Here is a 20,731-nt window from a genome sequence, read left to right as displayed (position 1 = left end):
CCGGCTTCACAGCTCTGCTGGCGAGCGCCTCCGCCGCGAATGATGTTTTGCCCATCCGTGCGCACGCCTGACAGTTCCGAGAGCCACCCGATGCTGCCCACCCCTGGGTGTACTGGTAGTTCATGGTCGGCAACCTCTCCCGCGAGGCGAAGACCGCCGATCCCGAGACGATGCATCGGGCCGGCATCGGTCACGCGGTGCGAGAAGCAGGACGGCTCGGCCTGGAAATCGCGCTCGGCACCGGACCGGGCTGGTGTGGAACCGGTGGCTCAGGGTTTCGCCGGACCAGGCGATGTAGCAGCTGGTAGCCGCCTCCATCAGCCTCGCCGGTCCGGCGCGAGTATGCGTGGTACTGCCCAGTCCCCGACCAAGACCGTCCTTTTTCGGTGAGCGCACGCTGCCGCCGCACCTTCGCACGACATCGCGCGAGTTCTACCAAGACGTCGCCCTGCTTGCGTTCCCCATACCGGAGGGTGAGGCGCGGATACCGGACGCGGAGAAAAAGGCCCTTGATCACCGCGCTCCGTTTTCGTCGCAGCCGGGCGTGCTGGCGCGGCTGGCCGACCCGCGGCTGCGCCGCCGGTCCCGCCGCAGCAGTGCACCCCGCCGATCGTGGGCTCGACCTCAGCGACCAGCTGCGGCAGGAGGGAGGCCTGGAGTGGGAGGTGCCCCCCGGCTCACGGACCGTGCTTTGGTTCGGCCGCACGCTGACCGGCCAAACCACCCGCCCCGCGCCCGAGCCGGGAGTAGGTTGGGAGACGGACAAGTTCAGTCGGCCCCCCCTCGAACCGCACTTCACGAACTTTCCCCGACCGCTCCTCGAGATGCGGGAGCGCCGCCCCCGCGGCGTCGGCCTGACCACGCTGCACTTTCGATAGATAGGGCGGAGATGAGCTCGCAGAATTGGTCAGTCGACTTCCGGCGATGGCGCGGTTACGATTTTTTGCCGTTCCTACCCGCGTTGGACGGCTGTGTGGTCCACAGAGCGGTAGAGACGGAGAAGTTCCTTTGGGACCCGCGGTAGACCGCGCAGGAGTTCGTGGTGGGTCATCACGTGGGCGTGCTTCGGGAGATGGCTCACCGGCACAGGTTGCAGCTCTCCATCGAGCCGTACGACATGAATCTCTGCGTGGACCTGTTTCTGGGCTCCGTCGCGTACATTCCCCGGGGAGAATTCTGGGCCGTCGGCTACGGTTTCAACACGGTCTACAACTGCATCGAGGCGGTCTCCATCGCCCACAGAATGGGCCGGCCGATTGTCGCGGCCGAATCGTTCACCGCCACGCCGGGCAAGGACTGGCGACTGCACCCCGGCGCGATGAAGGGGCAAACCGACTCGGCGTTCCCCATCGGCCTCAACCGGCTCCTCTTGTGCAACCTTCGCGCATCAGCCGCACCCCGACCGCTGGCCGGGCATGACGATGGGCCCCTACGGCGTTCACTGCCAATAGACCCAGACGTGGTGGGTCATGTCGTTCGCATATCACCGCTACATCGCCCGCTGCCAGCACCTGCTACGCCTCGGCGCGCCGGTGGGGGACATTCTCTTCTCTACCTCGTGCCGGAAGGCGCGCCGCAGGTGTTCCGCCCGCCCCCCACCGCGCTCGGGGGCGACCCGGAAATGCCGTCGTTCCGCGCCCACGCGTTTGGGGGGTGCGACCCGGCAACGCTGCGCCGGCGCGCGCGTTCGCAACGGGCGAATCGCCTTTGAGGGGGGTGCGGAGTACGCGCTGCTCGTGCTGCCCGAAACGGAATCGATGACGCTGGAGCTCGTGGAGACGGTCCGCTCGCTGGTGCGCAACGCCGCCACTGCCATGGGGCCGCGCCCGCTCGCCTCGCCCTCACGCGCCGGCGGGGCGCCCGCGGACGCAAAGGTGCGCGAGATCGCCGACGAGCTCTCGGGCGTCGCGCGACTGACACAACCGACCTGGCGGCGTGTCGGGCGCGGACGGCTGCTCGCGCCGCCGCGCTCCACACCCACTCCGGCGGCGCCCCCAACCGTCACCCGCCGTCTGGATGCCGCCAGCCAGTGGACCTGGTCTCCCGAAACCGATCCGATGCGAGCGCCGCCGGGGCGGCGCCATTTCCGTTTCTGCCTTGCCCTTGAGGAGGCTTCTCGCCCCTTGCCCGCGCGACTCATCGCCACCGCGGACAACGCGTTTCGCGCCCTGGTCAACGGCCGGACGGTCGGGAAGGAGGCCACCTTCCTTGAGTTGGTGGCGATGGACGTATTGGCCAGACTCCGGCCGAGAACTAATCTCGTTGAGATCGTGGCCACCAACGGCGGGGACGGCTCCAACCTCGCTGGCCTGAACGCGACGCTCGAGTTCAGCTATCCGGACGGACGGCGCCGCGTCGTCTCCACCGACTCATCCTGAGAGTGCTCCACCCAGCCCGAGGGCCCTTGGGTTCGGGCGCGCCCGATCGGCCCTTCCGGCACGCCCCCGTCGGGCCGAAGTGCAAGCCGCGATTTCGCGCTCCGAGTTCCACCGCCCTATCCGCCCTACGAACGAGCCGCCCCGGTGCTGTCGGAGATCGGTGTGTTGCCGGATTTCGAGTCGGACATACCACTGCGCCACTTTCACCACCGAAGGGGCGGCATCGGCATCTACTTCGTCGCGAACCCGGCTCCTTCCGCGGTTTGCGCGAACTGTCGCCTCCGAGCTTAGGCCCCACACGTGTCGCTGTGGGACCCGCAGGACGGCCGCATCGTCGACCTTACTGCGGCGACCGAACCCGACGCTCGCCTGCGTGTGCCGCTGAAACTGGCGCCACACGGCTCGGTGTTCATCGTACTCGCCGGGGGCCCGCCGCCCAGCAGCGGAGGCGCCCCCCTCGACGGCGCGCCCGAACCGGTGCTGCAACTGGACAGTCCCTGGCAGGTCGCCTTCCAGCCCGGCCGGGGTGCGCCGGCGGCCGGGGTGTTCGAGGCGCTCCAGGCGGGGAACGAACACCCCCACGAACGCATCCGTCACTTCGCCGACGTCGCGACATACCGGCAACAGGTGCGGTTGCCGGTGGAGTCGATCCAGCCGGGGGCGCGCTGGTATTTGGATCTCGGTCGCGTCGAGGTGATCGCACGCGTGCGATGCAACGGGCGAGAAGTCGGCGTGGTGTGGACGCCGCCGTTCCGCGTCGAGCTTACCAGCGCGTTGCGCGAGGGACCAAACGACCTCGAAATCGAGGTGGCGAACCTGTGGCCCAACCGGCTGATTGCGGACGCCGCGCCGCCGCCCGAACAGCGGCAGACGTGGACCACCTGGAACCCTGACCGGCCGGGAACGCCGCTGTTGCCCTCCGGCCTGCTCGGTCCGGTGGTGCTCGGACGCCGACGCCCACGCTGAGCACCGCGGCGCCGCCGTCCGTCGGGCTTGCGTTCGGCAGCGGCGTTTTGTACCGTCTCCGCCGAGCAAAACAACAACAGAGGAACAGAGAGAGACGAAGGTTGCTTCATGCACAGCGCGGCCACCAGCAAGATCCCACGGGAGTTCCAGCGTCACGAGAAGGATACCGGCTCGTCGGAAGTGCAGATCGCACTGCTGACGAATCGGATCACCTCGCTGACGGAACATCTGAAGCGGTTCCGCAAGGATCACGCCTCCCGCCGGGGTCTTATTCTGATGGTCAGCAAGCGACGCCGCCTGCTGGACTATCTGAAGCGAACGGACCACGAACGGTACCGTCGGGTGGTCGAAAAACTCGGTCTGCGGCATTGAGCGCAGACGGGCGCCGCCCCGCCGGGGCGGTCCCGCATCACCGGGCGGGGGCCGTCCGGGTCGGACCGGAGACGGTCGGGGAGGCCGTCAGAAGCTCGCGCATGAGATCACCCTCGGATCTCGCACAGCCATGAATCAGTCGCATACGGTCCAGATCCCCGTCGGGACGGGCACACTCATCCTCGAAACGGGTACGCTCGCGCAACAGGCGGCAGGTGCGGTGACCGCCCGCCTCGGCGACACCGTCGTGTTCTCGGCGGTCACCTGCACGAAGACCCCGCGCGAGGACATTGACTACCTCCCGCTCCAGGTCGAGTACCGAGAAAAATTCTACGCGGCTGGCCGCATGCCCGGCGGCTACTTCAAGCGCGAGTCTCGGCCGACCGAGCGCGAAATCCTCGTCGCGCGCATGACCGACCGGCCGCTGCGGCCGCTGTTCCCGAAGTCCTACCGCAACGACGTACAGGTGAACAACGCGCTGCTGTGCGCGGACGGCGAAAACGAGTCCGACGTGCTGAGCATCGTCGCGGCCAGCGCCGCGCTGATGATCTCCGAAATTCCGTTCCTCGGCCCGATCGGCGCGGTCCGGATCGGGCGCGTCAACGGGCAGTGGGTGATCAACCCCGGCCACTCGGTGCTGCCCTCCAGCGACCTCGATCTGATCTACGCCGGCACCCGAGAGAAGTTCATCATGATGGAGGGATCCGCCCGCGAGGTTTCGGAAGCGGACTTCCTCGCCGCGATGAAGTTTGCCCACGCGGAGGTCGTGAAGATCTGCGACGCGCAGCTGGAGCTGCGCCGGCAGCTCGGTTTGCCCGAGCGGACGATCGCCGACGAGCCCGCGGTCTCCCCGGAGCTGCTCGCGCTCGCGCGCGAGTGGGCGGCCGCTCCGCTCGCGGAGGCGCTCGAAATCGCGGGCAAGCTCGAGCGGCAGCAGCGGATCAGCGAGATCCTCGAAGGCGTGCGCGCGCGGCTCGCCGAAACACGGCCCGACCTCACACCCGGCCAGGTGAAACAGCTGCTGGACGCACTCGAGATCGACGCGGTTCGGCGGCAGGTGCTCGAGCGCGGCCGCCGCATCGGCGGACGGGGCTTCGACGAACTGCGGCCCATCGAATGCCGCGTGGGCGTGTTGCCACGCACCCACGGTTCCGCGCTGTTCACCCGCGGCGAAACGCAGGCGCTGGCCACCGTGACGCTGGGCACCCACGAGGACGCACAGGATCTCGACGCGATCGCGGGCGGCCCCGAGGAAAAGCGCTTCCTGCTCCACTACAACTTCCCGCCCTACTCCGTCGGCGAAGTGGGACGGCTGGGCGGCACGAACCGCCGCGAGATCGGCCACGGCGCGCTCGCAGAGCGCTCCATCCGTCCGATGATGCCGGCGGACTATCCCTACACCGTGCGCGTGGTCGCGGAGATCATGGGCTCCAACGGCTCGTCCTCAATGGCGAGCGTCTGCGCGGGCACGCTCGCACTGATGGACGCCGGCGTGCCGCTGGCCAAACCGGTCGCCGGCATCTCGATCGGCCTGTTCACCGCAGACGGCCACCCTCCAGTGCTGGTCACCGACATCATTGGGGCGGAAGACCACTGCGGGGACATGGATTTCAAGATCGCGGGTACCCGCGACGGCATCACCGGTTTTCAGGTGGACCTGAAGCTGCGCGGGCTGGACTGGGAGATCGTGGAGCAGGCCCTCGAAAAGGCCCGCGTTGCGCGACTGCAGATTCTGGACCACATCACCCGTACGATCGCGGCGCCGCGGCCGGAGCTCTCCCCCTACGCGCCGCGCGTTGAGGTGATGAAGATCCCCGTGGACAAGATCGGTGCGCTGATCGGACCGGGGGGCAAAACTATCCGGCGGATCACCGAGACCTACAAGGTCGAGATTGACGTGGAAGACGACGGCACCGTCCGCATCTACAGCGTCCGAGCGGAGGGCATGGAGGCCGCGAAGCGGGAGATCGGCCTGCTCACAGCGGAAGCGGAGGTCGGCAAGACGTACCAGGGCCGCGTCACCGGCATCAAGGAGTTCGGTGCGTTCGTCGAAATCCTGCCGGGCTTGGAGGGCCTGGTGCACGTGAGCGAGCTGGCGAATTTTCGTGTCGCCAACGTGGAGGACGTCTGCAAGGTCGGCGATCTGATGTGGGTGAAGTGCATCCACGTGGACGAAAACGGCAAGATCCGGCTGAGCCGACGCGCCGCGCTCGCAGAGCGCGACGGCACGACCACCGGTGCGGCCTCCTCCTCCCCACCGCCGCGTCCGCCGCCTCCCCCGCCACCACACCGCAGCAGCGGCGCGCCCCACGGCGGCCGTCCGCCCTCGGGCGGCGGCCACCACGGCGGCGGTGGAGGCGGCCGCCGGCGCTGAGCACGATGAAACCCTCCACCACCGCGGAGCCCCAACGCGCCGCAAAAGTGCTCGCGCGACTGAAGGCGGCCTATCCGGATGCCGGCTGCGAGCTTCGCCACTGGCGCACGCCGTTCGAACTGGCGGTGGCGGCGATTCTCTCGGCGCAGTGCACCGACGAACGTGTGAACCGGCTCACGCCCACGCTCTTCCGTGCCCATCCAACGCCGGCCGACTGGGCGGCGCTCTCTCAGGAACAGCTGGAAGCGGAAATCCGCCCAACCGGATTCTTCCGCAACAAAGCGCGCAACATCCGCGAACTCGCGAAAGTGGTCGTCGAGCGCTACGGCGGCCAGCTGCCGTCGGACTTTGACACGCTCGTGCAACTACCGGGCATCGGCCGGAAAACCGCCAACCTCATCGTCGCCACCGCGTTCGGTGGCCAGGGCATCATCGTGGACACCCACTGCGCCCGCGTCAGCCGCCGGCTGGGCTTTGTTGACGATGACGATCCGGTGAGGATCGAGTTCCGTCTGCGGGAACTGATCCCGCCGACGGAGTGGTCCGTTTTCTCGCACTGCATGGTCATTCACGGCCGTCGTTGCTGCACCGCCCGCCGGCCCGCGTGCGAGCGCTGCCCCGTCGCTGACCTCTGCCCCTCCGCACAGACCGTCGCGCGCCGGCGCGGTCGCTAGGGCGGTTGCCGCCCCGCGCCGCTGTGGTATTCTTTCGCGGCTCCGGCGGACCCCATCGTCCAGAGGTCAGGACACCAGGTTTTCATCCTGGAAACACGGGTTCGAGTCCCGTTGGGGTCGCCATCGCATCCCCGCCGCGTTTCTTCTGCCGATGCCTCCGGCGAGGTCAGATCCGACCTGGCGGTCAAGCGGCCCGGCTGAACGCAATCAACGCCTCCAGCTTCGCGAGTGCCGCGCCCGAATCAATCGCCGCCCGAGCGCGCTGAACCCCCTCGCGCAAATCGGCGGCCAGCCCCGCCGCGACGATCGCGGCGGCCGCATTCAGGCAGACCACGTCCCGCCGCGGACCGCCCGCACCTCCCAGAACCTCCCGCAGCATCGCCGCGTTCGCGGCCGCATCACCGCCGCTGAGCTCCCCACGCCCGCACCGCCGCAGGCCGACCTCCTCCGGGTGGAGCTCATACCGTTGGACCCGCCCGTCGCGGACCTCAGCGACCGCGGTCGGACCGGTCAGCGTGATCTCATCGAGGCCGTCCGATCCGTGCACCACAAAGAGATGCACCGCACCCAGCTCGAGCGCCGCCTCTGCGAGCAGACCAACGAGTTGCGCGTCGTAGACGCCTAGCACACCGCGCCGAGCGCCTGCCGGGTTCGAGAGCGGCCCCAGAATGTTGAAGACGGTGCGGATCCCGATTTCGCGCCGCGGTCCAATCGCGTGCTTCATCGCCGGATGCAGCAGCGGCGCAAACAGAAAGGCGATCCCCGTTTCTGCAAGACACCGCTCCACCCGGTCCGGCGACAGGTCGAGGTTCACGCCGAGCGCGGCCAGCACGTCCGCGCTTCCGCAGGCGCTGGATACGCTGCGGTTGCCATGCTTCGCGACCGTCGCACCGGCGCCGGCGGCAACGAACGCCGCGGCAGTCGAAATGTTGAAGGTCTTCGCACCATCGCCCCCCGTGCCACAGGTGTCCACCACCCGGTCGTGCGGCGCACGGATCGCAGTGAAGCACTCACGCATCGCCTCCGCGCTGCCGGCGATCACTTCCGCGGTCTCCCCACGGATCCGCAACGCGGTGAGATATGCGGCGATCTGCGCGGGCGTCGCCTCGCCCGCCATAATCTCGCGCATCACCGTCCGCGCCTCCTCCCGCGTGAGCCGCCCACCCGCCGCCAGCCGCCCGATGAGCTCCCGAATCATCGCGATGCCCTCCCTGCGCGGAGCCGTCACGCCGGCCGACCGGCGTCCAGACCAAACCGCTGGTATTCCTCCAGCGCGTAGCGGTCCGTCATCCCCGCGATGTAATCGCAAACCGTGCGCCAGAGCCCCTCGGTGGCGATTCGCGCGCGGGCCTTGCGACCCATCGTCTCCGGATGTTCCAAGTAGTGCATGAACAGGCGACGCATCAGCCGAACCGCCTCCTCGTTCGCGCGCGCGACCGCTGGATGAAAGTACACCCGCTGAAACAGAAACGCATGCAGAGGCGCGACCATCGCGCGCAGTTCCTCGCTGCCGTCGACCATGCGTCGCGACGCGCTCATCACGGCCTCGACCGAGTCCGGCCGCTCCTTCTCCAGACGCTGCGCGCTGGTGCGGATCACGTCCTCGACCTGGATGTCCAACAGATTGCGCACCGCCAGCCGGCGCAGCCGGTCGTCCGGCTCGCCGGCGCCCTGGGCGCGGGCGCGCGCCTCTGCGCGTCGCCAGATTTCCAGCTCCCGCAAATCATCCTCCCCGATCAGCCCCGCCTCCAGCGCGTCGTCCACGTCGTGTGCATGGTAGGTGACATCGTCGGCGACGTCCGCAATCTGCGCCTCGATCATCGGCTGCGGCCCAATCGGATACCCATCGAGCGGTTCGGCGGACGCTGCACGATGCTTCCGCAGCCCGGCGCGGACCTCCCAGGTCAGATTCAGCCCCGCAAATCCGGGATATTGCAGCTCGATCAATTCGAGCGCGCGGCACGACTGGTCGTTGTGGTCGAAGCCGCCCCAGTCGCGCATCAGCTCATCCAGCGCCGCCTCGCCGCTGTGCCCGAACGGCGAATGACCCACGTCGTGCGCGAGCGCGATCGCCTCGGCGAGGTCCTCGTTGGCGCCAAGGCACCGCGCGATCGTGCGCGCGACCGCGGCGACCTCGATCGTGTGCGTGAGCCGCGTGCGGTAGTGATCCGCGGTGCCGTTCACAAACACCTGCGTTTTGTACTCCAACCGTCGAAATGGCCGGCTGTGCAGGATGCGGTCGCGATCGCGCTGGAACTCGCTGCGCAGATCGTGCGCTGGCTGCGGGTACACGCGGCCCCGCGACTGCGCGCTGCGCGCCGCCCACGGCGCGAGCCGCTGCGCCTCCGCCGCCTCGTGTTCGGTCCGCCCCAGGATCATCCCTGGCAGCCTACCGCCCCCACCGGCCCGCCGCAAATCCCGGTGCGCCCGGCCTTGCTGGCCGGGCCCAACGCGCTACAGTGGCCGCGTGACGCGGTACCGCCTCCTTCACATGCTCGAGCGCGCGACACCGCTGATCGGCCTTGCGGTGTTGATCGGGCTGCCGTTCGCACTGCGCCGCTCGGACGGTCGCACCGCAGCGCCGGGGCCAACCGCCCCAGTCGCACTTCGGCTGGCGGTGATCTCGCCGCACAACGACGCGATCCGGCGCGAGTTTGCACGCGCGTTCTCCCGCTGGCACGCGGAGCGACACGGCACCCCGGTCGACGTGCAGTGGATCGTGATCGGCGGAACCACCGAGATCGCGCGCTTCCTTGAGACCCAGTACACCGAGGCGGTCCGCGCCTGGTGGCGCCGGCGCGGCCGACCGTGGCGCGCCGACCTCGCCGCCGCGATGTTCCGCGCCACGCCGCCCACTGGCGACCCCCTCGCAGAGGACCTCTGGCGCGAATACCGATCCACCGATAGCCCCGCCGAGTTCGGTTGCCGGCTCGACGTGTTCTTCGGCGGCGGGCAGTACGATTTCCACCGCGCCGCGACACAGGGAATGCTCGTGCCCCCCTGGCCGCCCGGCAGCGCGCCCTCGGGCCTGTTCACCACCGAAGACGGTACCGAACTGATCCCCGAAACCGTCGGCGGCGAAACGCTCCGCACCGACCGCTATTTCGCAGCCGCGGTCAGCGCCTTCGGCATCATGGCGAACCTCGATCGCTGCCGGGAGCTCGGCGCCGCACCGCCCGTCCGATGGGCCGACCTCGAAGATCCCCGATGGTTCGGCACACTCGCACTCGCCGACCCGACCAAGAGCGGCAGCGTCGCGAAAGCGTTCGAGATGATCGTGCACGAAGCCTGCCGCGACCGGGTGCACGCGGCCGGCTTCACCGACGCGCAGATCGACGCCTGGGAGGAGCAGATTCGCTCCGCGCGCCGCCCCCCCGGCGAGCTGCCGCCCGGCGTTCCGGCAGAATACCAGCGGGCGGTCGAAGATGGTTGGCGCCTCGGCGTACTTCGCCTCCAGCGGCTCGGCGCCAACAGCCGCCAGTTCGCCGACGCTTCCAGCCGCATCCCGCTCGATGTCGCCCATGGCCGCGCCGCCGCGGGCCTCGCGATCGACTTCTACGCCCGCTTTCAGGAACAGTTCAGCCGTGGCCCCGACGGCGGCCGCCGCGTCGTCTTTCACGCCCCGCCCGGCGGCACCACCATCAGCGGTGACCCGGTCGGCCGATTGCGCGGCGCCGAGCAGCCGGCCCTCGCCGCGCGATTCATCGAATTTGTGCTTTCCCCCGAGGGCCAGCGGCTGTGGGCCTACCGGGTGGGTGCACCGGGCGGTCCGGAGCGCTACGCACTGCGGCGGATGCCGGTCCGCCGCGATTTCTACCCTTCCGCGAACCCGGTGCTGCAAAACGTGTTCGAGCAGCATCGCCCCCATACGGAGGAAGATCTCACCGCGCCTGACCGGCAGCCCTACCGGCTGGCCGAGTCCTTCACCTACCGACCGCGCTGGACCGCCGACCATTTCGGCGTGTTGCGCGACCTGGTCCGCGCAATGTGCGTGGACTCCCATGACGAGCTTTGTGCCGCCTGGCGCGCGATTCTCGCGAACGGCGGGCCGGAGGCCCAACCGCGCGCGATCGCGGTGCTCGAACGATTGCCCGATTCGCCCGAGCCGCTTAACTGGCGCTCCGCAATCGCTCCCGCGGTGCCCCTCCGCCGTCACGAACGTTTGGCGCGGTGGACCGCCTGGTTCCGTTCAAACTACCGCGAATGCCTTTCCGCGGTGGTCCACCGGCCATCCACCGCGGCCTCCCGATAGAGCTATTCACCGCGCTGCCTTGTCGCCGACCGCCGTGAAGATTATGCTGCGACATCGACGCCAGGGAGAACGAGCCATGGTCGCCACCTTTGGGACGTGTTCACGACGCGCCTTTCTCCGCCGTGCGGCCGGCGCGGCCGCCTTTGTGTCGCTGCCCGCGCGCGTGTGGGCGCAGGTATCGGGCGCGAATGCGGCCGTCCGCGTCGCGGTGCTCGGCGTCCATGGCAAAGGGCACGCGCATGTCGCCGACTTCCGCAAAGTGCCCGGAGTGCGCGTGGTCGCGGTCTGCGACCCTGACCGCTCGCTGTTGGAGCGAGAGCGCGCGGAGGCGCAGAAGCGCGGCGAGGAGCTTCTCACCTTCACCGACCTGCGCAAGCTGTACGAATCGCCCGAGGTGGACGCGGTCTGTATCGCCACGCCCAACCACTGGCACGCGCTCGCCGCGATCTGGGCCTGCCAGGCCGGCAAGGACGTGTACGTCGAAAAGCCGGTCTCGCACAACATCTGGGAGGGCCGTCGGCTGGTGGAAGCGGCCCGCAAATACAACCGCATCGTTATGGCGGGCACCCAGAACCGCTCCAACGAGGGGCTCGCCGCCGCACTGCGCCACATTGCGGAGGGACATCTCGGCCGCATCCGGCTCGTCCGCGGCTTCTGCTACAAGCGGCGCCCCTCGATCGGCAAAGTCTCCGGTCCGCAGCCCATCCCGCCGGAGGTGGACTACGACCTCTGGTGCGGTCCCGCACCGAAAGGCCCGCTGATGCGGCAGCGGCTCCACTACGACTGGCACTGGGTCTGGGAAACCGGCAACGGCGACATCGGCAACCAGGGCATCCACGAGCTGGACATGTGCCGCTGGGCGCTGGGCAATCCGGCCGGTCCCCGCCGCGTGATCTGCATCGGCGGCCGGTACGTCTACGATGACGACGCGACCACCCCCAACACCCAGATCGCCTTCTATGACTTCGACGTGGCGCCGGTGATCTTTGAGGTACGTGGACTGCCAATGAAAACCGGCCTCGAAACGATGGACCACTATCGGGGCGTTCGGATCGGCATTGTGATCGAGTGCGAAGGCGGGTATTACGCCGGCGGCCAGGGCGGCGGATGGACCTACGACCGGCAGGGCAAACGGCTGCAGCAGTTCCCCGCGGTCGGCACCGACCGGCATATCGAGCATTTCATTGAGGCGGTCCGCACGCGTGATCCGCGCCACCTGACGGCTCCCATCGAGTGTGGTCACCTGTCCAGCGTGCTGCCCCACCTCGCCAACATCTCTTACCGGCTTGGCCGTGAGCTCGAGCCGGACGAGGTCCGCGAGGAGATTCGCACATTGCCGGGCGGGGAGGACGCGTTCGATCGCTTCGCGGAACACCTGCGCGCGAACGGCGTGGACCTGAAAAAGGACCGCGTCGTGCTCGGCCCGATGCTCGAGTACGACGTGCGCCGCGAGCAGTTCCGCGGCTTCTGGTCCGGCCGGCGCGCCAATCGCTACCTGTCGCGCGAGTATCGCCCGCCTTACGTGGTACCGGAGCGCGTCTGATACCGCGTCGACGGCGCAGGTTCCGTGTTCCGCCCGCTTCGCAGCTTCCGCTCCCTCCACACCCCTGGGCCCCCACCGGTGCCCAGCGTACCCACCTGGACTCCGCGAGAAGAGGAGCGGCGGGGGGTCGCCGGCGCGTGCGCCGATTCAGCACTCCCACGGGCGGACGACGAGGTCGTGGCATCGTCATCCGGCCGTCGAGTGAGGCGCGCAGCGGGTGTTCGCCGCTCTGCGTGAGAGGCGCGACACAATAGCGATCGGCGGTCGCCGCCTGAAGCCCTCGGGAAGACGTTGTGAAACAGGCGGCATCGCCGGTGGACTCACGCGGTCGGCATCATTGGCCGTAGCCTGCGAGCGCCGGCACCACACGCCGCACTCAATACCGGCGACTCCTGGACCGCTGACAGGTCCTGGACCCATGCGGGCCGGAGCCGTCCAATGCTTGCAGGATCGGCCGTCCGCTCATCCGCCCCCGGAGTCTTTGCTCGCACGAAGGACCGCGGGCAGCGTGATCGCCCTCGGCACGAGCGCCCCGCGCTACTCGTCGAGCCCCTCTGTTCGCCCGCCGCCGCACCACGTGCCCGGCGACGCTTGAACCCCACTCTGGACCAGCGACGGTGAGCCGTCAGGCTCCACCCCGGCTTCCCTGGCGCCCCTCCGGTACCGGCGGAGTATGCCCGCCGTGAAATCTTGCGCCCGGCGCCCACGCGGTGCGGACATCCCGTGCGCCACCCGCTATGATACGCACGTGAGGTGCCCCGCGCGTTTGAGTTCGCGATGAGCGGCCGGCCACGGAGGCCGGGCCGAGCCGGTTGACGGAGGTGGAGCATGGGATTCTTTCGTTCTTGGTATGACGTTGCCTCGGAATCTGACTTCGCGGAGACCGACCGCAAAGTGGTCGTTGCGGGCGGTGAACAAATCTTGCTGGTGAAGGTCGGCGACCGCATCCACGCAGTGTCCGCAATCTGCACGCACGAATATGCGCCGATGGCGGGCGGAACGGTCTCCGGCCATGAGATCGAGTGCCCGCTGCATGGCGCCCGCTTCGACCTGCGCAGTGGGACAAACCTCTCACCGCCCGCGACCCGGCCGCTCGAGGTGTACGAGACGCGAGTGGAGAACGGCCGGATTTGGGTACGGGTCTGAAGGACGCGATGCGCCGACCGGTGGAATGGGTGGAACGGAATGCGGAGGGTGTGCGCGTCCGCATCCGCGTGGTGTTTCATGGCACCCGCTCGATTTCGTGGCAGTTTCGCCGCGACGGGGACGAGCGATGGACGCGGCAGATGCAGCCGACGGCGGAGCAATGGGAGTTTCTGCTGCGGAAGGTGGAAGACCGTTACCGGCGGCGAGCCGCCTCCTGGGAGGATGTGCTCCGTACCCGCGCATGGCGACGGGCGGCGGAGGGGCCGCCGCCCACAGATTGACTTGCGGGCTGGTCGGATCGACACTGATCGGTGGATTTCGCCCAAGTGTTCACTCATGCAGCGGATCATGCTGAAATCAAAGATTCACCGTGTCGTGGTCACCGCGGTGGACCTGGACTACGAGGGCAGCCTTGCGCTGGACGAATCGCTGTTGCGAGCCGCGAACATCGCGCCCGGCGAACAGGTCCACGTTTACAACGTCGCCAACGGCCACCGGTGGATCACGTACGCAATCCCGGCGCCGGCCGGTTCCGGCACGGTAATGTTGAACGGCGCCGCCGCCCGGCTGGGAGTGCCGGGCGATCCGCTCATCGTCGCGACTTTTGCCGTGGTGGACGAAAAGGATCTCGGCACATTCCGCCCCACCATCGTCCGGATCGCCGCGGGCAACCGACCTGCCCGCAGCGCGCCGCGGCGGCGGCGGAACGCATGAGGAGGCAGATCATGAATGCGCGTCCGTGGGTTGTCGGAGCGCTGCTGATCGCGGCCGGGATGGCTTCGGGCCGCACGTGGACCAGCGTGAGTGGTAGCACCGTCGAAGCGGAGTTCAAGGCGCTGCAGGGCACAGTCGTCATTCTGGAGGGTGCCGACGGCCGCCGGATGATGATTCCGCTCTCTCAACTGAGCCCCGAAGACCAGCAGTTCGTGCGCGAACAGACCGCCCGACCGGCCACGCCCCCCGCCACGCCGCCTCCCCGCCATGGTCGGGAGCCGCGCACCAGCCGTACCGTGCCGGTGCCCTCCTCCACCCCGGCGGTGCTCACCGGTCCGGCCAGTGCAAGGAAGGAATCCAAGGACTCCAGGTTGGCCCCGCTGCCGGAGTCCGAAATCGCCGCTCTCAAACGACAGTTCACCGACGAACGGACAGGCGATCAGTACGAGTTTTTGGGGGGCGCGTCGGTGAAACACCGGTTGGGCGAAAAAGATCCCGACTGGAAAGAAGGCGATCCGATTCCGCTGACGATTACCTGCGAGCTGGTTCGTGTGCGGAAGAAGAAGGATGGCACGAGCGATCGGAAACGCGAGGACGGAACCGCGGAGTTTTACGTGGCCGATGAAACCGGTGCGGTCGTGTTCCGCCGCAAGGAGCGCCTGAGCACGCTTGAGCCGGAGCCCGGCAAGGGCTACATCGGCGAGCTTCCCAAACCGGGAAAATACACGCTGGTCATCTGGACCGAGCTGAAGGACAACCGGCTCGGTTTGACGGAGACCATCCAAGCCCGGCCCCCCACTCGAAACTGAGCGCCTGCTGTTCCGCGGGTGTAGACCGGCGGTTCGTCCGACTCATCGCGGGCGCAGAAAACGTCGCAGATCTTGCGAACGATTGCAGCAGCAAACCGAGCCGTTTCGCCGCAAAAATCGGTGACGCGCAATCGTCACCGTTTCGCAGCGTCCGAAGAATGGTGGGCGTCACGTCTCCGCGCCCTTTTTCTCCATCCGGCTTGCGTCGCATGCGTCCGCTTCTACAATGCGCTGGGCTGGGTGTTGGAATCCGTGGGTGCCTGCACGAAGGCGGTGCGGGCAGTGCGGCTGGGCGCTGGGGGGGAAGTGCCGCAGTGTCGGAGCATAAATGACGCCGGATCCGCAGCGCAGTCCAGCCGAAAGTAATGCTCGGGATCCGCGGGGCGCGTTGGAGCGTCTCGCGGACCGGTTGCCGGATTTGCTTTACCGTTATGAATTTTTCCCCCTGCGAAGGTTCACGTTCGTCAGCGCGGCGGCGGAGCGCCTGACCGGCTACACGGTAGCTGAGCACTACGCGGACCCCGACCTCGGGCGAAAAATCGTTCACCCGGCCGATCGCGATCTCCTCGAGCGGCTGATCGTCGATTCCACCATCCCGCACCAGCCCCTGCTGCTGCGGTGGATACGCAAGGACGGCCGCGTGTTGTGGACCGAACACTTCGTGGTCCCCATCCACGATGCGGAGGGCCGCCTCGTTGCGATCGAGGGGCTCGTGCGCGACGTCACCGACGCTCACGAGGCACGCGTCACGCTCGAAGCGATCTGCAAAGCTCTGCGGGATGCCGTCGTCGTGCTCGACCGGGACGGCATCCACCGGTACGTAGTTCCCGGCCGCACCGACCTGCTGCCGCGATCGCCGGCTGACCTGCTCGGGCGGAGCGTGCGGGAGGTCTATCCAGCGGAGACCGCCGATCGCCTCCTGCGGGCGATCGACGCAGCGCTGCGAGCGGGTCGGGAGGTCTTCATTCAATATTCCCGCGAGAGGGAAGGCCGACAGGTGTGGCTCGAGACCTCCGTGGCACCCTTTGGCCCCGACGCCGTCATCTCGGTCACTCGCGACATCTCCGAACGCATTCGCGGCGAAGAAGAGTCTTGGCGCGCGCGGCAGTTCGCCGCGGCGGTGCTCGATGCGCTGGCCAGCAGTATCTGCCTGGTGGATGCCCACGGACGCATTGTCACCGTGAACGAGTCGTGGAACGCGCGCGTCCGGGAATCGGGCGCCGATCCGGCCTCCTGCGGCGCGGGTGCCGACTACCTCGCCGTTGCGCGCTACGCCGGTGGGCCAGGACCGGAGTACCGGGCCACTATCGCAACGGTGCTGCGAGAGATCTCCTCCGGCGAGCGTTCCGAGTTTGGACTGGAGCACGACTGGTCGGCGGCCAGTGGGGTGCGGCGAGTGTACAGCCGTTTCGCGCGCTGTCCCGCCGCGGGGCCGGGCTGCGTGCTGATCATGCACACGGACGTGACCGACCGCTACCAGGCGGAAGCGGCCTCACGGGAAAGCGAAGATCGCTACCGGAACCTGTTTCGGTTCTCGCCCGCACCGTTGCTGGTGGACATCGACGGCCGAATCGCGATGTTGAACGAGGCGGCGCGCGAGCTCTTCGGAGCGGTGAATGAAGACGAAATGATCGGCCGGCCAACCGCCGAGCTGTTCGCGGCGGAGAGCCGCACCGCATTTGCGGAGGCCGCATCCCTCGCCCGCGATCGCGGGACGGTGATCCCCGCCGCTGAGCTTGCGCTGGCCACCCGCGGGGACCTTCTGCGCATCGTGGAGGCGCGCATCGCACCGTTTCGGCTGGGTGACCGACCAGCCATTCATCTCATGCTGCGTGATGTGACCGCCACGCGCGCCGCAGAACAGGAACGCCGACGCCTCGAAGCCGCCATTGAACAGGCGGCGGAGGCGATCGTGATCACGGACACCGCCGCCCGCATCCTGTACGTGAACCCCGCGTTCGAAAGAATCACCGGATATTCACGCGAGGAGGTGCTCGGCCGGACGCCGCAGCTGCTGAAGAGCGGTCATCACAGCGACGCCTTTTATCGCGAACTGTGGACGACCATCACCGCCGGCCGGGTGTGGCACGGACGGTTCGTGAACCGGCGCCGCGATGGCCGTCTGTACACCGAGGAGGCGACGATCAGCCCCGTGATGGATGAGGCCGGCCGCATTGTGCATTACGTCGCGGTGAAGCGGGACGTCACCGCGGAGCTGCAAATGGAGGCGGAACTGGAACAATCGCGGCGGCTGGAGCTGGTCGGCCAGATGGCTGGTGGCCTCGCGCACGACTTCAACAACGTGTTGGGCGTGGTCCTCGGCGAAACTGAGCTGGCGCTGCAACAGCTGGATGAACGTCATCCGCTTGCGGCACCGCTGCAGGCCATCCGCACCGCCGCCGAACACGGCGCCGCGCTCGCACGGCAGCTGCTCGGTTTCGCGCGCCGCCAGAGCCGCGCGGTGGTCGCGCTGTCCCTCAATGACGGGATCGCGCGCTGTTTGCCGCTGCTCCATGGCCTGGGAGGTGACCGGATCCAAATTCTTTGGCGCCCCGGCGATCCCCTCTGGTCGGTACGCATTGACCCAAACCAGTTGGACGAGGTGCTGCTGAACCTCATGTCCAACGCGCGGGACGCGATTTCCGGCACCGGTACCGTCACGATCGAAACGATGAACGTCAGACTCGACGAGGTCGCCTGCGCCCGGCGCCCCGGCTGGACGCCCGGCGACTACGTGCGCCTCACCTTCAGTGACACCGGCTGCGGGATGACCGCCGAGGTCAAGGCCCGCGCCTTCGAGCCATTTTTCACCACGAAGGAACCGGGACGCGGTAGCGGGCTCGGCCTCAGTACCGTGCATGGTATCGTTCATCAGAGCGGCGGCTTCATCGACCTGGACAGCGGACCCGGACGCGGCACGCGCATCGAGATCTATCTTCCGCGGTGCGTCGAGGGCGAGGCGGCCGGGGAGTCCGCGCCCGCCGCTGCGGCACCCGGCGGCGCAACGACCCCTCGCCGCACAGCGCGGATCCTCGTGTGTGAAGACCAGCCGGATCTGCTGTCGTTGGTCCGCCGCATGCTCGAGCGTCTTGGCCACCAGGTGTTCGGCACCACCGACCCACGCGACGCGATTCGCTGCGCAGAGGAGATGCGCGAGCCGCTAGACCTGCTGATTGCGGACCTGATGATGCCGCATATGGACGGCCGCGAGCTCGCGGAACACATCTCGGCCCGCCATCCCGGCGTCAAGTGCCTGTTCATGTCCGGTTATACGCCCGAAGCGCTGCCCAGCCTGGGACTGGCCGGCCCCCCACCAGTGCTGCTGCAAAAACCGTTTGGTGCGGACGAGCTCGAACAGAAGATCAGCGAGTTGCTCGAGGGTCCGGCGCAGCCACCGCCGGCGCCGGCTCACTGAGCGCCGCGCCGGCAGCACGAGCCCGCTACTGCCCCTCCTCCGGTTCCGTCAGATCGGTTGGCTCGAGACGAAACTGGACCCGCCTCCAGGGCGCGTCCGGCAACCGACTGCGGATTCGCTCGGCGAGGTCCCGCAGCTGACGCGCCGCCTCGGACATCGCCACCGGATTGCGCGCCCAGACGACGAGCGTCGCGGGCGTCGCCGCGGAGGATGGTCCCGGCCGCAAAAGGCCCGCCAGCCGCGAACCGACCAGCTGCGGCCATTCGCGCAACAACCGGCAGCGAACATCCCCTTCAGCGCTCTCGCGCGGCAATCGCTGAGCAATGTCAAGGACCACTTGTTCGACGATCTTGCCGATGGGCTGCGCTGATCGCAGCGGCGGTGGCGGCCGGCGGGCACCACTGCTGGGACGAATCCGCACCTGCTCGCTGAGCCGGTCATCCCCACCGCGTTCTGCGCCGTAGACCTCACGCCGCCCGGTCATCGGCCTACTCCACCATCCCGATCGCTCCGATCAGATAGCCCGTTTCCGGGCAGGTGGCCAGCACCGGATGGTCAAACGGTTGACCCAGCCGCTCCACAAGGCGCAGGTCCCGCCCCGAATCTGCCGCCGCCCACCGCAGCATGTCCGCAAACAAATCGGCCCCAACAAGCCCTGAACAGGAGAACGTGGCCAACACGCCGCCCGGAGCCAGCAGTTTGATCGCCAGCAGGTTGATGTCCTTATAGGCGCGCAACGCTCGCTCGACCTGCCCGCGATGAACCGCAAACTTCGGCGGGTCGAGCACGATCAGATCAAACGACCGCCCTTCATCGCGGAAGCGCCGCAACGCGGAGGGCACGTCTGCGCGCAGATATTCGACGGGTACGGTCGTGCGGTTGAGCTGATGGTGCCGCTGGGCCGCCGCCAGCGCCGCCTCCGAGGTGTCGATCCCCACGATTGAGGTCGCACCCGCCCGGGCCGCGATCACCTCGAACGCACCGCTGTAACAGTACGCACTGAGCAGCCGGCGCCCCCGTGCCCATTTCGCGACTCGTCGCCGATTCTCGCGCTGATCCAAGAAAAAACCGGTCTTTTGTCCGCCGGCGAGATCCGCGGTGAACACCGCACCGCTTTCTCGGAACTCCGCAGTCTCCGGCCCGCGAGTGCGCGCCGCAATGGCGGCGGCGTCCAACCGCTCTCGCGCGGCTCCGTCCGCATCGGCGCGCACCACCACATCCCGAATGCCGGTGATTTCCGAGAGAGCGTCCAGCACGCCATCGAGCCACGCTTCGATCGCGGCCGCCCCCACCCGCACCGAGAGACGGTTCGCGTACCGGTCCACGACCAGCCCCGACAGACCATCCGCCTCCGAATGAACCAGGCGGAACGCGTCGGTGTCGGGATCCGGCATCACGCCGAGCACGGCGGCGCGGCGATTGCAGGCGGCCTGAATCCGCCGCGCCACCATCTCGGGCCCGATCGCCTCGTCGGGATTCCACGTGTAGAGGCGAACCGCCAGCTCTGCCTCCGCATGAAACACCCCCCGCGCAAGCCACCGGCCATCTGCGTCGAACACTTCTGCCTGCGCAATCATCGAGCCATCGCCGCCCTCCACCGACGCGATCGCGCCGGAAAAAAGCCAGGGATGTCGGTTGCGCACACTGGTGTCACGACCAGGCGCGAGCCGGACGTTCACGGTGGCAAGCGGCATGAGAAGGAGAATAGCAGAGCCGGCCGTCGAATGTGACCGCCCGCACCGGAGGGGCAGCTCCGACAACGTTGGCCGCGGAGCCGAACTGCGGCGGAGGTTCAGCGCGAGTCCTCTGGCAGCATGGATCCGACCCCTCGCCCGGGAATCAGCCAGACGACTCACGCGGGGCGCTGGGAAGCGCATCGAGTTCCGATGCACGAGCTCCCTCAAATTGCGCCAGCGCCGCCGTCAGCTTCTGGGACGCGGGCCGGCCGTCAGCCGGCACGGCGGCGGGGTCAACCGGTCGGCGTTCGTCCAGATCTACCGCGATCTCAAAGATGCGACCGTCCCGATAGAGCTTCCATCGCTGGTCCCAGGCAAACTCGACCACCGAATGTTCGCGGGCGTTTTGGCG

General features: G+C 68.2%; 18 protein-coding genes, 1 tRNA gene and 1 pseudogene. 15 read left to right on the top strand and 5 right to left on the bottom strand.

Features of this window, described 5'->3' with window-relative positions; translation table 11 throughout:
- The first annotated feature begins 509 nt into the window (after nucleotides 1-509).
- The 8 genes and pseudogenes from N2652_03570 to N2652_03535 all read left to right on the top strand — a co-directional run bounded on the left by N2652_03570 (nucleotide 510) and on the right by N2652_03535 (nucleotide 6,887).
- Nucleotides 510-878 (top strand): glycosyl hydrolase, encoded by a 369-nt coding sequence (locus N2652_03570; GenBank protein MCX7818275.1) that lies wholly within the window; start codon nucleotides 510-512, stop codon nucleotides 876-878.
- A gap of 11 nt (nucleotides 879-889) precedes the next feature.
- Nucleotides 890-1,312 (top strand): annotated as a pseudogene (locus tag N2652_03565) (glycosyl hydrolase).
- A 157-nt stretch (nucleotides 1,313-1,469) separates the two neighbouring features.
- Nucleotides 1,470-2,378 carry a glycosyl hydrolase gene (locus N2652_03560; protein ID MCX7818274.1) on the top strand — a complete coding sequence of 303 codons (909 nt, stop codon included), beginning with the start codon at nucleotides 1,470-1,472 and terminating at the stop codon, nucleotides 2,376-2,378.
- 300 nt (nucleotides 2,379-2,678) lie between these two features.
- Nucleotides 2,679-3,344, top strand: a complete 666-nt coding sequence (locus tag N2652_03555) for a hypothetical protein (GenBank protein ID MCX7818273.1) — start codon at nucleotides 2,679-2,681, stop codon at nucleotides 3,342-3,344.
- A gap of 108 nt (nucleotides 3,345-3,452) precedes the next feature.
- Nucleotides 3,453-3,716, top strand: a complete 264-nt coding sequence (rpsO, locus tag N2652_03550; GenBank protein ID MCX7818272.1) for a 30S ribosomal protein S15 — start codon at nucleotides 3,453-3,455, stop codon at nucleotides 3,714-3,716.
- A 130-nt stretch (nucleotides 3,717-3,846) separates the two neighbouring features.
- Entirely contained in the window at nucleotides 3,847-6,090 is a 2,244-nt protein-coding gene (locus N2652_03545) for a polyribonucleotide nucleotidyltransferase (protein MCX7818271.1), read from the top strand.
- 5 nt (nucleotides 6,091-6,095) lie between these two features.
- Nucleotides 6,096-6,764: an endonuclease III gene (gene nth, locus N2652_03540; protein MCX7818270.1), complete on the top strand. Its 669-nt coding sequence runs from the start codon at nucleotides 6,096-6,098 to the stop codon at nucleotides 6,762-6,764.
- A gap of 48 nt (nucleotides 6,765-6,812) precedes the next feature.
- Nucleotides 6,813-6,887 (top strand) — tRNA-Glu (locus N2652_03535).
- A 61-nt stretch (nucleotides 6,888-6,948) separates the two neighbouring features.
- On the opposite strand, the gene trpD is transcribed toward N2652_03535, so the two are convergent.
- Both trpD and N2652_03525 read right to left on the bottom strand, forming a co-directional pair.
- Nucleotides 6,949-7,962: an anthranilate phosphoribosyltransferase gene (gene trpD / locus N2652_03530; protein MCX7818269.1), complete on the bottom strand. Its 1,014-nt coding sequence runs from the start codon at nucleotides 7,960-7,962 to the stop codon at nucleotides 6,949-6,951.
- Nucleotides 7,963-7,988: 26 nt separating this feature from the next.
- The gene (locus N2652_03525) at nucleotides 7,989-9,143 is read right to left on the bottom strand and encodes a deoxyguanosinetriphosphate triphosphohydrolase (GenBank protein MCX7818268.1); all 1,155 of its coding nucleotides are present in this window, start codon (nucleotides 9,141-9,143) and stop codon (nucleotides 7,989-7,991) included.
- Nucleotides 9,144-9,231: 88 nt separating this feature from the next.
- On the opposite strand from N2652_03525, the gene N2652_03520 reads away from it, so the two are divergent.
- The 7 genes from N2652_03520 (at nucleotide 9,232) to N2652_03490 (ending at nucleotide 18,643) form a co-directional block, all read left to right on the top strand.
- Nucleotides 9,232-11,016 carry an ABC transporter substrate-binding protein gene (locus N2652_03520; protein ID MCX7818267.1) on the top strand — a complete coding sequence of 595 codons (1,785 nt, stop codon included), beginning with the start codon at nucleotides 9,232-9,234 and terminating at the stop codon, nucleotides 11,014-11,016.
- Nucleotides 11,017-11,092: 76 nt separating this feature from the next.
- Nucleotides 11,093-12,559, top strand: a complete 1,467-nt coding sequence (locus tag N2652_03515) for a Gfo/Idh/MocA family oxidoreductase (protein MCX7818266.1) — start codon at nucleotides 11,093-11,095, stop codon at nucleotides 12,557-12,559.
- Between the two features lie 828 nt (nucleotides 12,560-13,387).
- Nucleotides 13,388-13,705: a non-heme iron oxygenase ferredoxin subunit gene (locus N2652_03510; GenBank protein MCX7818265.1), complete on the top strand. Its 318-nt coding sequence runs from the start codon at nucleotides 13,388-13,390 to the stop codon at nucleotides 13,703-13,705.
- An 8-nt stretch (nucleotides 13,706-13,713) separates the two neighbouring features.
- Nucleotides 13,714-13,986, top strand: coding sequence for a hypothetical protein (locus tag N2652_03505; GenBank protein MCX7818264.1), 273 nt, complete (start codon nucleotides 13,714-13,716; stop codon nucleotides 13,984-13,986).
- A 55-nt stretch (nucleotides 13,987-14,041) separates the two neighbouring features.
- Nucleotides 14,042-14,419, top strand: a complete 378-nt coding sequence (locus N2652_03500) for an aspartate 1-decarboxylase (protein MCX7818263.1) — start codon at nucleotides 14,042-14,044, stop codon at nucleotides 14,417-14,419.
- A gap of 11 nt (nucleotides 14,420-14,430) precedes the next feature.
- The gene (locus N2652_03495) at nucleotides 14,431-15,228 is read left to right on the top strand and encodes an SHD1 domain-containing protein (GenBank protein MCX7818262.1); all 798 of its coding nucleotides are present in this window, start codon (nucleotides 14,431-14,433) and stop codon (nucleotides 15,226-15,228) included.
- A gap of 328 nt (nucleotides 15,229-15,556) precedes the next feature.
- Nucleotides 15,557-18,643 carry a PAS domain S-box protein gene (locus N2652_03490; protein ID MCX7818261.1) on the top strand — a complete coding sequence of 1,029 codons (3,087 nt, stop codon included), beginning with the start codon at nucleotides 15,557-15,559 and terminating at the stop codon, nucleotides 18,641-18,643.
- A gap of 25 nt (nucleotides 18,644-18,668) precedes the next feature.
- Here the strand turns inward: N2652_03490 and N2652_03485 are convergent, their stop codons facing one another.
- From N2652_03485 to N2652_03475, 3 genes are all read right to left on the bottom strand, one after another.
- Nucleotides 18,669-19,127, bottom strand: coding sequence for a DUF721 domain-containing protein (locus tag N2652_03485; GenBank protein ID MCX7818260.1), 459 nt, complete (start codon nucleotides 19,125-19,127; stop codon nucleotides 18,669-18,671).
- Nucleotides 19,128-19,131: 4 nt separating this feature from the next.
- Nucleotides 19,132-20,337 carry a class I SAM-dependent rRNA methyltransferase gene (locus N2652_03480; protein ID MCX7818259.1) on the bottom strand — a complete coding sequence of 402 codons (1,206 nt, stop codon included), beginning with the start codon at nucleotides 20,335-20,337 and terminating at the stop codon, nucleotides 19,132-19,134.
- 145 nt (nucleotides 20,338-20,482) lie between these two features.
- Nucleotides 20,483-20,707, bottom strand: coding sequence for a hypothetical protein (locus N2652_03475; protein MCX7818258.1), 225 nt, complete (start codon nucleotides 20,705-20,707; stop codon nucleotides 20,483-20,485).
- Nucleotides 20,708-20,731: the final 24 nt, after the last annotated feature.

The sequence above is a fragment of the Kiritimatiellia bacterium genome (assembly GCA_026417735.1).
GTDB lineage: Bacteria > Verrucomicrobiota > Kiritimatiellia > PWTM01 > PWTM01 > CAACVY01.
Note: the sequence above shows the minus strand (reverse complement) of the source record. Positions and strands in the feature narration are given on the sequence as shown.

What these genes read in the sequence shown, in the direction of transcription:
- N2652_03480 (MCX7818259.1), bottom strand. Translation starts at nt 20,337, where the DNA reads ATGCCGCTTGCCACCGTGAACGTCCGGCTCGCGCCTGGTCGTGACACC.
- trpD (MCX7818269.1), bottom strand. Translation starts at nt 7,962, where the DNA reads ATGATTCGGGAGCTCATCGGGCGGCTGGCGGCGGGTGGGCGGCTCACG.
- rpsO (MCX7818272.1), top strand. Translation starts at nt 3,453, where the DNA reads ATGCACAGCGCGGCCACCAGCAAGATCCCACGGGAGTTCCAGCGTCAC.
- N2652_03515 (MCX7818266.1), top strand. Translation starts at nt 11,093, where the DNA reads ATGGTCGCCACCTTTGGGACGTGTTCACGACGCGCCTTTCTCCGCCGT.
- N2652_03545 (MCX7818271.1), top strand. Translation starts at nt 3,847, where the DNA reads ATGAATCAGTCGCATACGGTCCAGATCCCCGTCGGGACGGGCACACTC.
- N2652_03505 (MCX7818264.1), top strand. Translation starts at nt 13,714, where the DNA reads ATGCGCCGACCGGTGGAATGGGTGGAACGGAATGCGGAGGGTGTGCGC.
- N2652_03510 (MCX7818265.1), top strand. Translation starts at nt 13,388, where the DNA reads ATGGGATTCTTTCGTTCTTGGTATGACGTTGCCTCGGAATCTGACTTC.
- N2652_03490 (MCX7818261.1), top strand. Translation starts at nt 15,557, where the DNA reads ATGACGCCGGATCCGCAGCGCAGTCCAGCCGAAAGTAATGCTCGGGAT.
- N2652_03500 (MCX7818263.1), top strand. Translation starts at nt 14,042, where the DNA reads ATGCAGCGGATCATGCTGAAATCAAAGATTCACCGTGTCGTGGTCACC.
- N2652_03560 (MCX7818274.1), top strand. Translation starts at nt 1,470, where the DNA reads ATGTCGTTCGCATATCACCGCTACATCGCCCGCTGCCAGCACCTGCTA.
- N2652_03485 (MCX7818260.1), bottom strand. Translation starts at nt 19,127, where the DNA reads ATGACCGGGCGGCGTGAGGTCTACGGCGCAGAACGCGGTGGGGATGAC.
- N2652_03525 (MCX7818268.1), bottom strand. Translation starts at nt 9,143, where the DNA reads ATGATCCTGGGGCGGACCGAACACGAGGCGGCGGAGGCGCAGCGGCTC.
- N2652_03495 (MCX7818262.1), top strand. Translation starts at nt 14,431, where the DNA reads ATGAATGCGCGTCCGTGGGTTGTCGGAGCGCTGCTGATCGCGGCCGGG.
- nth (MCX7818270.1), top strand. Translation starts at nt 6,096, where the DNA reads ATGAAACCCTCCACCACCGCGGAGCCCCAACGCGCCGCAAAAGTGCTC.